Source organism: Colwellia psychrerythraea 34H (assembly GCF_000012325.1).
In the GTDB taxonomy this organism is placed as follows: Bacteria; Pseudomonadota; Gammaproteobacteria; order Enterobacterales; family Alteromonadaceae; genus Colwellia; species Colwellia psychrerythraea_A.
Genome location: NC_003910.7, coordinates 805,026 through 817,049, shown reverse-complemented (window position 1 = coordinate 817,049; position 12,024 = coordinate 805,026). Strand labels below are relative to the sequence as shown.

Sequence of the window (12,024 nt, the reverse complement as noted above, 5' to 3'; positions counted from 1 at the left end):
ATACGCTAATGGAATATATACTGTGTTTTTTGCATCTTAGGTATACATATACGTATGACTTGGAAATCGGTAAATTTCGATTGGAATCATATTCGTGCCTTTTTAGTGACAGCTGAAGAAGGCACCCTCTCTGCTGCAGCGAAAGCGCTAGGTTTAACACAGCCAACGTTAAGCCGGCAAGTTAGTGCACTTGAGACTGAGCTATGTATTACGTTATTTGAACGAGTGGGACAACGTCTCGTGTTAACCAGCAGTGGCTTGAAGTTATTAGAACATGCTCGTGGCATGGGGGATGCGGCGTTAGAGTTTTCATTAGCAGTCACTGGCCAGTCTCAAAAAATAGAAGGCTCTGTTATTGTCTCTGCGGGTGAATTAACCGCGGCTTATATGTTACCTAAAATAATTTCCAAATTACGACGAGAAGAACCCGGCATTGATATTGAAGTGGTAGTGACGAATGAAGCTAGCGATCTCAAGCGGCGCGAAGCTGATATTGCTATTCGAAGTTTTCACCCTACGCAAAATGATTTGATCGCTAAAAAAATAGGTGAAGAAGTTATTTGGCTTTACGGTACGCCAGAATATTTAGATCAGCTTCCCACAATACCAAGCTTTTCTGAACTAAAAGACATACAAATCATTGGTTTTGACCGTAGTAATTCGCTAACCGATGTACTCAATAAACAAGGTTGGCAGTTATCAAAAAAAAATTTTTCACTGATTACATCATTCCAGTTATTACAGCTCGCACTATGTAAAGAAGGGCAAGGTGTAATTTTCTATCCGGAACAAATGGGCGACCAAGAGCCTAATTTAGTTCGTGCGTACGAACATTTAGGCCCAGTAATGAAGCTCCCTGTTTGGTTGGTGTGCCATCAAGAGCTGCGAACCAGCCTTAGAGTTCGTAGAGTTTTTGATTTTATTGCCACTGAACTAAGTGATAATTTTTATTAAATTTGTAACCTATAGAAAGCTTATGACATCTAAAAGTTAAGTATAAAAATTACAACGCTAATTTTTAAGATTAATTGATTGATATTATAGAAGTATTTATGAGCCAAGAACCGTTAGAAAAACCTTATTCTGATTTACGACTTGCTGCCATGGCGCCTGATACCTTCTTGGGGGCTATTTTTAAGTTTTTCGGCCCGTTGTTGGATAGGTTATTAGGCATAAATAAACTACGCACTATCTATGAATCTAGTGAATTATCAGGATTAGATAAACAGGAATTTTCAAAAAAGTTACTCGATGAATTGGGTGTTCAAGTTTCTGGTGCTGAAGGCGTATTGGAAAAAATCCCTCAACGTGGTCGATGTATTATTGTATGCAATCATCCCTATGGAATGATAGAAGGTGTGATTATTGCCCACTTGCTAACAGCATTTCGTTCCGATACTAAAATAATGGCAAACGTTGGCTTGAAAATATTTAAGGAAATTAAGGATTTCTTTATTTTTGCTAATCCACTAAAACCTAAAGCAGTAATAAATACTTCAGCGATAAAACAATGTTTTAGCCATATCAATAATGACGGTTTGCTGGTCATCTTTCCTGCCGGAAGAGTTTCTTTTTTTCAGTCTAATAAACAACGCATAACCGATGGTGATTGGAATCGCTTAGCCATAAAACTTGCCACAAAAACTGAGACACCTATTTTGCCCGTATTTATTTCGGGGACTAATAGTACGTTATTTCATAACATGGGCAGAATTTATTATCGTTTAAGATTACTGATGCTGGTACGTGAAATGCTTAAGTTAGAAAAACATACTATAAAATTAAACACCAACAATTTAATCACGGTAAAACAACTTAATGAATTTGATGGTATCGAGAAAATGAATGATTTTGTCCGATTACAGTGTTATTTAAATGATAAAGATTATTTTACTCCTTGGCTAAAAGACGATGAATCAATAGCATTTAAAAACATTATGCCCATGGCTGATAAAGTGGCAATGAAAGCGGAACTGTCTCAACTTCCCGATGAGCAGCATTTATTAGATTTTAAATCCTTTTCTGTTTATTACGGTTATCAAAAGCAAATACCGGTTTGTGTGCAAGAGATCACCCGTTTACGTGAAATCACCTTTCGAACGTTAGACGAAGGCAGTGGTGAAGCGTGCGATACCGATAAATTTGACGCTACTTATATGCATTTATTTATTTTCGACCATCAACATGAAGAAATAATCGGTGCATATCGAATCGGGCAAACTGATGTATTACAAAAAGATGGCGATTTATCACAACTCTACCTTTCACAAATGTTTAATTTTAAACCTGAGTTTATTAATCAACAGCAACCTTGTTTAGAAATGGGCCGCTCATTTATCATTGAAGCACACCAAAACAGTTTTCATGGTTTATTGCTTTTATGGCGAGGCATTGGCACTTTTGTTTGCCAGAATCCACAATATAGAACAATGTACGGCACAGTATCTTTAAGCAAAGTATATGATCCTCGCTCAGTCGCTTTAATGAATGAAATGATGGTCACAGACAAAGATGGTGTTACCGCTAAAGCGCCATTTGAAGGGCTACTTCATCCTGAAGTAAAAGATTTAGTGACGCTTGATTCAGTAGAAGTAAAACAATTGTCGGCATTAGTGATGGGCATTGAAGAAGACGGTAAAGATATTCCAGTATTGCTGAAACAATATCATAAATTAGGTGCTACATTTCACTGCACCGGAATAGATACTAATTTCAATCACACCCCTGGCATGTTACTCAGTGTTAATTTACCCGAGGCACCTGAGAATTTATTGAAGCTCTATTTAGGCTCATCTCGAGCAGCGTATGTAAATTACAACAATGCTTAATAAAATGAGATGTTTTTTTGAGTTGGCTTAATATGATGGGTTAATGAAAAACTAATTGGAAATGATTTTGGTCTTAGCACCCTATCTCTACTTATTTACTGATTACTAGGTATTCATCACGAGGAAGTACATCATTTTGTCTCAAAAAGGTAGCCGTTGCAGAGGCTAGACCAAAACATTCAGGTAACGCTTTGGTTTGCAAAGTGCTTTGTTGAGCAAATGATATTTGAGTTATCATGGCGTAATGATGTACTGCGTGGCTGCCAGCAAAGACGAGTTCTCTAGCAACCGAAGTTTTCACTTTTTTAACATTTTTATGTGTCACTGAAACTTCAGTTGATAATATTATCATTTTACTCAATTCATCTTCACAAAGACTTTTAAGCCACATACTTATTTCATTTAATTTGTCTATTGCAAGTTGTGGTGATGACTCTAATTGACCGCCTCTCACTCTACTATCATAGTCAATAACTTCATTGTGTAGACCAGACATTATCGCCAAATAATGATCAATAATATGCCGCATATGCGAACCTGCAGAACTCATAAAGTTAGGCGACATAATTGCGCTATAGTCTTTTTTAGAGACGGTATTAAGGTACCGCTGACCTTGTTTAATAATCTCTAACTGGCTCGTGATCATTCGGTTAAATTTCCAATAGTGTAATCAACATGTATAAATAATAATATGAGTAGTAATAATATAAGCAGTAAAAATAGCTTATTTGGGCTCTCGACTTTTTAAGATTGCTTGCATAAGATCTTCAGGTACCTCGTCAATCTGGTCTGCTTTAATAAATCCTGATTGATAAGTTTTAATGGTATTTTTATAGCCCTTCACATACTGTCTGCATTCGCTACACATACTTAGGTGCAACTTAAACTTAAGCTTTTCAATAGAGGATAAATTACCTTCATGAAAGTCATATAAAAACCCATCAACCTCTTCACAGCTCAACATACCCGGTATATGCCGAGTCATTAATCGTTTAATCATTAACATGTGAATTCACCTTCCAATTACTTTCTAGATTATCTTTGTCATCCTGCTCTAAAATTGCCTTTAACAATAACCTAGCTCGGTGTAATTGAGTTTTCACTAATGATTCAGATATAGCTAAAATTTCGGCAGTTTCCTTGGTGCTTATCTCTTGGATGTCCCTCAACAGTAAAACGTTACAATATTTCTCAGGAAGTTGAAAAATAATATCATTAAGCGATAGTTTTGTTTCAGTTTTTTCAAATAACGTTTCAACATTTCCCCCTAAGATAGTACCCAAGTTATTGTTTAAGTTATTTCCTAAATTATCAGCAAAAACAGTACGCTCTCCATATTCGTTGTAGTGTTGAGCAAACTCTTCTAATGAGGTGGTGTTTTGCCGCTTTCTTTGTCGAAGCATCATTAATGCTTCATTAACCGTAATACGATGGAGCCAAGTCGACAGGTTTGAGTTTTGTTTAAATGAGGTGATATTTTTAAATACTTGGATAAATGCTTTTTGCAAACACTCTTGTGCATCGTCATTCGTGCAAAAGAAACGACGTGCAACGGCATACATTTTTGCGCTGTATTGACGCACTAAGGTCTCATAAGCTAAATCGTCATTGCTCATTAGCCCTTCAATAAGTTCACTTTCTTTCTCTTGATTTACGGTAGCAGAAGGTTGTTTTTTCAAAAATTTATAACCTTTTCAAGTGAAGAGCACCAAACTTTACGTTATCGAATAATTAAGAGGAAATCACTATTTAATTACCCCTTTTAATTAGCCAACGGTTAATCTTCATAAATAATAAGGTTAACGACAGACTATGAGGTTTAGGTTTGCCGGACAATAATGACTGATACCACAAAACAGTATTAATTTTTTTAAAAATCATCCAATCTAATGGTCATATAGATACAAAATCGGAAGTTTCACTAACTACTTACTATGACTTGTCTGTGCGCTTTAGGAAGCAGACCAGTCAAAATATCAAACGTCAACTTTCAGATCTTAAAGCTGACATAATTTTTACTTCTAAGGCGGTATGGGGCACTTAGCGACAGAGAATTTATAGTTATTTCGTGTGCTTTAGAGACATTGACCACTTTCTTATACACCTAATTTTTATCTTTTTTTGTCAGAGTGTTATTGAAACTGTCATTAACATCGCTGCACAGTAACACTCAATTTGAAGATGATATGATTTCGGTTAGCTTTTTGAAAAGTGATTTATTATGGAAAATTAACTATATTTATACAGGAATCAACCATAGTAAGTAAAAGCTAGGAGGAAATATGAACTCATTTGACGTAGCAATTAAATTCTTCGAAGCATGTGAAGCTCCACTCGGATGGGAAGGGTGCAAGCAGTATGTACAAGAAGGTGCCTTATTCTCAGCTCAAAGCGAACCACTTGCCGAAATCAACTCTGTCCATGCGTACTGTGATTGGATGCACGGATTTGGTACGGTTATATCTCCTGAAGGTTCGTATGAACTACATTCATCAAGCTACAATGAAAGTTCAAATACAGCAATATTCTTCGCAACGTATCATGGTAAGCATACTGGTGAAGGTGGACCTGTGCCACCAACGAACAAAGAAACTCATACACATTATGTCTACATTATAAAAATGGGCGACGATTCGAAAGTCTCAGAAATGACTAAAGTTTGGAATGCCCCTTGGGCAATGAAAGAGCTTGGGTGGATGTAGTGAGTTTATAGCAGATAACATACAGGTCACAAAGGGAACAGAGTGAACGGCCTGCTTACTACTACTAAGTAATGGCGTTAGGCTGTTTTTTGGCATAGTGACAGCTTCATTTATCAATCTATGCCTCTAAACTCAGTAGGAGAAAAATCATGAAGAATCAAAACGTGTTGATGATTATCATATCTATCTGTTTAAGTGCATCATTTTATGTTGGCGCAAATCAAGGGGGGGGAAAGCACTTGGTTCTCAATTTAGTTGGCTCTGGAGGCATGTATGAGAGCTTTGTTCCTGACATTAATGGTGACAATATAGATGATCCGGCAATCTGTTTCGATGTCGAATTGGTCAACATGAAAAATCAACAAGTTATTGGTACAGCCACAGACTGTCTATCCAGTATAACAGCGGTTGGTAGTGGTCTTGCTTTAGTTGGCACAAGTTTTTTCAATATGCCAAATGGAACTTTGATCACTCGTGGCAGTACGACAGTACAACCTGTATCGCATTCGACAGTGACACCTAACGGGCAAAATATTACTCACATTACCGGAGCATCTAGCGATGGCAATTCAATTCTTGATGGTACTGGCCGATTCGAAAATGCAACTGGTACTGTGCGCTTGTCAGGTATGGTGGACATGACGAACTTTACCGGAATCGTAGGTACCCCAATAAGCTTTGACTGTCTTTTTATCATTGATCTAGATTAAACAGCATAAGTAAAGCTAGTTGAACACTAGCTTTACTTAATGCTTAACCAGAGATTCAGCACGGACAGCCAAACTCTCTACTTTTCTGTATAGATCGTTTCGAGTTTGGCAACCCGTTAAACTTAGCGTTGTGTTAAGGAGTAAAATAGACACTTCATTATGACGCTGTTGCGGGGTGAGTTTATCCGTCGCTTTTCACTATTTGATGTGTCATCGTAAGTGGCTAAACATTCACCAAAGAAGTTGAGCTGTTCTTGCTCGACCACTTCACCTAACATCTCACAATATAACCGCCGAAATAGGCGTGATAACACACGAAAAGGCAAGTTTCCCCCTTATTTACACGACACCTATTTATCACTAACAAGTGATATAGTGTCAGCTTTTTTTACACAGCAATCACACACTCATTCTGTACATTATTTAACCGCATAATAAATAAAGTAAAAAAATAATCGGTATATAATTTGCTTGTCTATAGCTTATGCCATAGGGACCAAAAGGAGTTTATGGCTAAGTATACTTTTTAACAATAACGTGAGAATAATCTCTTTTGAATTTATATATTGGGATTGTTAATAAGGAATCAAATATGCGAACACTTACAATATTTACTCACATACTGCTTTTTACGCTTGCTAGCTTGTCCTATACAGCCAACGCCACTCTTATCTTAGAGTGGAATAGCAACAGTACATCATCCAATAACCCAGCCACCGGCGCATCAGCCAAAGCAACGCTTAATTTTATTAATGATATTGATTTTGCTACAAACGGGTTGGTTGTGATTCAGATGCTGATCAGGAACACAACGGATGAAATAACTGCCTTTGGCGCTGAAGCAACAACGTCAAAACTGACCGGAATAGCGTTTGACCTAGTCGCGCCCAACCAGGGGCTGGATCAAACTAACTTCACTGGTGGTAATTTTTTAACTACTATGATAATTGGTGCCGATGCTCAGCCATTTGGTACGCTAGATTTCGCAGCCGCAAATGATGGTGATTTCAACGGAGGGGGTACCCCTAATAACGCATTGTCTGAGGGAGTGGAAGATTCTTTAAGCGTAAAAGTTGGTTTCAATGGCCTTTCTGCGCTTCAAGTTGAGGCTGCGTTCAAGGTCGGATTTATGGATAGTTCGGATAGTGGGCTTAACTATGTAGCGCGCTTTCAGCAGGTCAATGGTGGCACCAACGGCAACGATGCAAGCGACAAACTTGACGGTGGAGAATGTTGTGGAGATGGTGGTGGTGGTCCTCCGACAGAGGTTCCTGAACCGAGTGTATTGTTTCTACTTGGTAGCGCTTTACTTGCCTTAAGTCTACGTAAAAAAGTTGCTTAATAATAATTGAAATATTGACCAATAAAAAAGGCACTGCCATCGCAGTGCCCTTTTACTTTTTAAGTTTTTATTAAATTTAGCGCTGTTTAATTGTTCTATTTACGGCCCTTTTTACGTGCCTGCACATTGACTTGAATACTGGTTTGATTCTGATTGCCGGCAGCATCAAATGCCTTTGTTACAATGGTATGGTATCCGTTAGCCACTTTACGGGTATTCCAACTATAAGACAGTATTGATTCAGTCGTTTGCGTTTTTAACTGGCCGTCAATATACAATTCAATTTTAGTCACCGCCGTATTGTCTGTTGCACTCACTTTAATCGCTTGATTACCGCTTATGCTACTGCCATTAACGAGGTTAGTAATACTCACACTCGGTGCTATGGTGTCTGCAACATCAACAATATTATCGATAGTCAGCCAATACGTTGAAGAATTACCTTGATTGCCTGTTGCATCATACGCCTGAGCAGTGAAAGCTACGTTACCATCAGCAATATTATTACTGTTAAAGTTAGCGCTAAATGGCGCGACAGTATCAGTACCAATTAATACACCATTGGCATATAGGCTAACAGAGCTCACAGCCATATTGTCTTGTGCATTGGCAGTGATATTAAAGGTACCTGTTTGCACGCTATTTTCTGTTGGAGAGGTTATAACAACTGTTGGTGCTTGCTGATCGATAGTAGGTGTGTTTACTACCATGGCAACCGCAGCTGCAGCATCAATTCTGCCATGACCATAATAGCTATTAAATACACCGCCATTTTTGGACTTATCTGCGCTAGCCTCTAAAATATTTTCAAGTTCATCATTACTAAGATTCAGGTTAGCTGATTTGATCAGTGCTAAGGTTGCTGCCGTTGCTGGGCTGGCAAAAGAAGTACCGTTTACAGCACCATAGCCACCACTTTTGGTCGTGGTCCAAATCCCTGATCCCGGCGCCGATACATCGATACAATTTCCGTAATCCGACCAGCTGGCTTTATTATCAGCACTGTCTGTGGCTGATACTGTGATAATACTTGGATTATCTGTACAGTTTAGGTCTGCACCACTGTTACCTGCTGAAGCGACAACCAAACCGCCTTTACTACGCATGTATTGCGCCGCATTTGTTACTGATGAGCTTGTAGTTACTTGATAACTGATATTGGCAATGTCGGCGCCATTGTCGGCTGCCCAAGTTAATCCATTCGCTATATCGCTCCAATAGGCATAACCTGAACTATCGTTAGTAATTCGTATAGGCATAATTGATGCGTGCCAAGCGATAGAGGTTACGCCATTATTATTATCACTTATTGCCGCTACAACACCGGCAACCTTAGTACCGTGACCATAGATGTCACTCGTTTCGCTGTTTCGACTAACACTGTTCCAACCGGCAATCATATTGGCTGACAAATCGGTGTGATTACTATTAACACCAGTATCTAGAATAGCTACTACCACGCCATTACCCTTTGCTGTTTCCCAAGCAGTAGGTAATTGCATTTTATTAAGGTGCCAAGCATTGTTGTAATAGGTGTCGTTGGCGATAATTTCGCTTGGTTTAACGAGTATGTCTACCTCAGCAAATTCAATGTTTGGATTATTAGATAACGCTTTAACAATAGCTTGTTCTGCATTTGCCGGTACATTGATAATGTGGGTGCGTAATTGATGAAGCTTACCTTTTGAGCTGGCTTTGTGCTTGCCTAGGATCTTTTGGAAGTTCTGCTCTGATAAGCCCGGTTGTGGTTGTACTAAAATTTGACCTTTTGCAAAAGCTGCTGAATGTTCAGGAGGATTCGCTATCGCGAAATTGCTGAAAGTTAAGGGTAATAATAATGAGCCTAGTACAAAACTTTTGCTTTGGCGTTTTATTAGTGAGCTGATTTCGATTTGATTGTTACTAACGTACTTCATTTTGTGACTCCACAATGTGTGAAGTCTACAGAAAACCTATTACTTCTTAGTGCCTGTCATTGCACATTATTATTGGCACAATAATGCTGGTAGTTGGCAGTTCCGCTGTCGTAGAATTATTCCCGTAGACCGGTGACTTTGCGCCACTTTCTTTCGAAAGTTTTGCTCTTTTCAATTACAGCTACTTAGTAATTTATATTATAAATTACTAAGTAGTTGGTCAGATTAAACTCAAGGTTAATTTGACCTTCTTGTGCTGTTCGCCGCAATTCTAGTACATTCTTAAGAAGATATCCAAATATAATCGATCAAAAAACAGACAAAAATAGACTTGTTATTCTAAGCTATTCATTAACATGAAAATAAATTTTAAAAAATTTATTCAAGTTTAGATGTACTAACAAAACCTATTGATACTGATATCTTACTAGTTTCAGTACTTCGTAGTTAACCAATTATGTAATATATGTTTGTAACCTTTTGCTAAATCGCAATTTATTATTTCAGAAACCCTAGATTTAAGATTAGTATTATTCTTGCTTAATTTGAGATCGAAAAATAAGACCACGATCTAGATGCGCCCTTAAGAAAGACAATTTTTATGATGAAGAGCCCTTTAAGCTCAAAGAATTATAAAGCTGTTTTCATTTTCGCATAAATTATACCTGCACGTAATGACCTATTTGGTGGCAGTAATTAGCCGCCTGGATTGGCTTGGTCCCTCGTCAGTTTTCAACGGGAGGAAAGCCAAGGTTATTCGGTATAAGCAAACGAGGAAATAAAGGCATACGAGAGTTATTCATTCACGGTGCAAGAGCTGTTCTTGTAAGGCTAGAAAAAGCAGTCGCTATCTTTGGCAACTGGATATTAGAGTTACTCTCACGAAAACCATATAACGTCGCGGTAGTCACATTAACGAACAAACTAGCACGTATCGCATGGTCGGTACTGTCAACCAAACAAGCATTCGAAGTTAGAATGCAAACCTGATTTGCAAATGATGATACAACGGTTAAACCACTAGGTTGAAGACCTGTGGGGCACTTACCTGAACAGATTAAGTATGGTCTTTATCAGGAGTTAAAGACTGTATTGTGGCAGTAGTTAACCTTTCCACACCATAAATGTTCGCTATAACGAACACTTGACCAACAAAACATTGAAACTCTACAATCGGAATTTTACAGATGACATGTATAGCTAGAATCATACTTTTATTGTTGTGAGGTTTGCTTCGATAATATTTTAAATGACTAAATAGAAGTCTCATTGATTTTGACAAACCACACAACCTTTTAATTATGCTCAAATATCCTCATAATTATAGGCACAAAAAACCAGCTGGATAGCTGGTTTTGATTAGCACGTATTTACTCACCAACACAGTGATATCTCCTGTAAATAAGACTAACTACCGAGTATTTTAAGCGGTAATGACAAGGCGTCATTAGCTGTTTGACCAACAAACCAAATAATGGCACTTAAACCACCGACAGTAATGACATACCACAGAGCTGATACGATTTGCGCATAGCGATTTAAGGGTAATAGATCACTTAAATGTCGACGCTTGTATTCAAAGAATATTTCAATGCTACCAATAGCCAGTAAAAAACCTAGCAAGGCTAAACCGAAGTGGTAACTGATATATACCCCCAATGCTGCACCTAATACACATGCGACTAAACCCACTTTAGAGTTGATTGAAAACGCAATACTTTTAAGCACGTGTCCACCATCTAACGGCAATACCGGCAACATATTAAATAAATTAAGTAGCGCATTAAATACCGCTAAACCAGCGAGTATTTCTATATCGGTAAGCCAATAGCCAACTAAACAGGCGATAGACAGTATCAAGCCGAAGAAAGGCCCCATAATGGAAATGACAATATCTTGCCAGCGAGTATTAATTTTGTCATCGCTAAGTGCTAAGCCACCAACAAAGGGAATGAGATAAATACCTTTGGTTTTCAAACCAAAATATTTCATCGCTTTAATATGGCCATACTCATGAAAGACTAAACAGAGGATTAGTGCGATAGCAAACTCAATAGAAAACAACCAGCTATAAGCAGCCAAACTACCAGCAGCGAACAACACTTTGATGACCTTGGCACTTTTCAATAGTTTTAAACCAAGACCAGCCATACCAACAAAGCTAAATTTAATTGGTTGCTTTTCACCTTGCGTGACTTGACGTTGTTCTATGTCTTTTTCATTGAGGGTATTTTCATGTAACAGCTCCTCATTGACTAAAAGCTGAAACTGCAGGTCAAAGGGCTGCCACTGTAATGATCCTTTGAGTTCAACTTGTAGTTCTCTCTGTTCACTTCCCTCTCTTTGCAAAGAAAATTGATGTGAAAATGTCTCACTATTGGCATTAGCATTAATCTGAGAGACACATTTATCACCCCAAAATAGTTGCTGCCATCCAGCCATTGAACCTTCTAACCGTAGTGTTTGACCTAAACACTCTATTTCTAATAATTGCACTTAATTAACTCAGCAAGTAAAACCTTGCCC

General features: G+C 38.1%; 10 protein-coding genes, 1 pseudogene and 1 riboswitch. Of the genes and pseudogenes, 6 read left to right on the top strand and 5 right to left on the bottom strand.

Translation table 11 applies throughout. The features are described 5' to 3' along the window. Nucleotides 1-54 precede the first annotated feature (54 nt). Together CPS_RS03550 and CPS_RS03545 are read left to right on the top strand one after the other, a co-directional pair. Complete coding sequence (locus CPS_RS03550) at nucleotides 55-954, top strand: LysR family transcriptional regulator (protein WP_011041647.1); 900 nt, start codon at nucleotides 55-57, stop codon at nucleotides 952-954. A gap of 98 nt (nucleotides 955-1,052) precedes the next feature. After that, nucleotides 1,053-2,828, top strand: a complete 1,776-nt coding sequence (locus CPS_RS03545) for a lysophospholipid acyltransferase family protein (protein ID WP_011041646.1) — start codon at nucleotides 1,053-1,055, stop codon at nucleotides 2,826-2,828. A gap of 91 nt (nucleotides 2,829-2,919) precedes the next feature. Here CPS_RS03545 and CPS_RS03540 read toward each other — a convergent pair whose 3' ends face one another. The 3 genes from CPS_RS03540 to CPS_RS03530 form a co-directional block, all read right to left on the bottom strand. Beyond that, complete coding sequence (locus tag CPS_RS03540; protein WP_011041645.1) at nucleotides 2,920-3,474, bottom strand: hypothetical protein; 555 nt, start codon at nucleotides 3,472-3,474, stop codon at nucleotides 2,920-2,922. A 78-nt stretch (nucleotides 3,475-3,552) separates the two neighbouring features. Then, on the bottom strand, nucleotides 3,553-3,834 hold the full coding sequence (locus CPS_RS03535) for an anti-sigma factor family protein (RefSeq protein WP_041736634.1): 282 nt from the start codon (nucleotides 3,832-3,834) through the stop codon (nucleotides 3,553-3,555). Then, nucleotides 3,821-4,507, bottom strand: coding sequence for an RNA polymerase sigma factor (locus CPS_RS03530; protein WP_011041643.1), 687 nt, complete (start codon nucleotides 4,505-4,507; stop codon nucleotides 3,821-3,823). The genes CPS_RS03535 and CPS_RS03530 overlap by 14 nt, the downstream gene beginning before the upstream one ends. Nucleotides 4,508-5,110: 603 nt before the next feature. Between CPS_RS03530 and CPS_RS03525 the strand changes: the two genes are divergently transcribed. The 3 genes from CPS_RS03525 to CPS_RS03515 all read left to right on the top strand — a co-directional run bounded on the left by CPS_RS03525 (nucleotide 5,111) and on the right by CPS_RS03515 (nucleotide 7,582). Continuing rightward, a complete protein-coding gene (locus CPS_RS03525; RefSeq protein ID WP_011041640.1) occupies nucleotides 5,111-5,530 on the top strand; it encodes a hypothetical protein in 420 nt (139 codons plus the stop codon). Nucleotides 5,531-5,679: 149 nt separating this feature from the next. Beyond that, complete coding sequence (locus CPS_RS03520) at nucleotides 5,680-6,240, top strand: hypothetical protein (protein ID WP_011041639.1); 561 nt, start codon at nucleotides 5,680-5,682, stop codon at nucleotides 6,238-6,240. 592 nt (nucleotides 6,241-6,832) lie between these two features. Further along, nucleotides 6,833-7,582, top strand: coding sequence for a PEP-CTERM sorting domain-containing protein (locus tag CPS_RS03515; protein WP_011041638.1), 750 nt, complete (start codon nucleotides 6,833-6,835; stop codon nucleotides 7,580-7,582). Between the two features lie 95 nt (nucleotides 7,583-7,677). Here the strand turns inward: CPS_RS03515 and CPS_RS03510 are convergent, their stop codons facing one another. Then, nucleotides 7,678-9,498, bottom strand: a complete 1,821-nt coding sequence (locus CPS_RS03510) for a S8 family serine peptidase (RefSeq protein ID WP_011041637.1) — start codon at nucleotides 9,496-9,498, stop codon at nucleotides 7,678-7,680. 92 nt (nucleotides 9,499-9,590) lie between these two features. Then, a riboswitch (cyclic di-GMP riboswitch) is annotated at nucleotides 9,591-9,675 on the bottom strand. Between the two features lie 519 nt (nucleotides 9,676-10,194). Here CPS_RS03510 and CPS_RS03505 point away from each other — a divergent pair. Then, nucleotides 10,195-10,488 (top strand): annotated as a pseudogene (locus CPS_RS03505) (transposase); the annotation flags it as partial. Nucleotides 10,489-10,905: 417 nt separating this feature from the next. On the opposite strand, the gene CPS_RS03500 reads toward CPS_RS03505, so the two are convergent. Then, on the bottom strand, nucleotides 10,906-11,994 hold the full coding sequence (locus tag CPS_RS03500) for a metalloprotease (protein WP_041736631.1): 1,089 nt from the start codon (nucleotides 11,992-11,994) through the stop codon (nucleotides 10,906-10,908). Between the last annotated feature and the right edge of the window lie 30 nt (nucleotides 11,995-12,024).

Bases quoted from the DNA above. Each gene is read 5' to 3' on its own strand.
- CPS_RS03550 (WP_011041647.1), top strand. From the start codon at position 55: ATGACTTGGAAATCGGTAAATTTCGATTGGAATCATATTCGTGCCTTT.
- CPS_RS03545 (WP_011041646.1), top strand. From the start codon at position 1,053: ATGAGCCAAGAACCGTTAGAAAAACCTTATTCTGATTTACGACTTGCT.
- CPS_RS03540 (WP_011041645.1), bottom strand. From the start codon at position 3,474: ATGATCACGAGCCAGTTAGAGATTATTAAACAAGGTCAGCGGTACCTT.
- CPS_RS03535 (WP_041736634.1), bottom strand. From the start codon at position 3,834: ATGTTAATGATTAAACGATTAATGACTCGGCATATACCGGGTATGTTG.
- CPS_RS03525 (WP_011041640.1), top strand. From the start codon at position 5,111: ATGAACTCATTTGACGTAGCAATTAAATTCTTCGAAGCATGTGAAGCT.
- CPS_RS03520 (WP_011041639.1), top strand. From the start codon at position 5,680: ATGAAGAATCAAAACGTGTTGATGATTATCATATCTATCTGTTTAAGT.
- CPS_RS03515 (WP_011041638.1), top strand. From the start codon at position 6,833: ATGCGAACACTTACAATATTTACTCACATACTGCTTTTTACGCTTGCT.
- CPS_RS03510 (WP_011041637.1), bottom strand. From the start codon at position 9,498: ATGAAGTACGTTAGTAACAATCAAATCGAAATCAGCTCACTAATAAAA.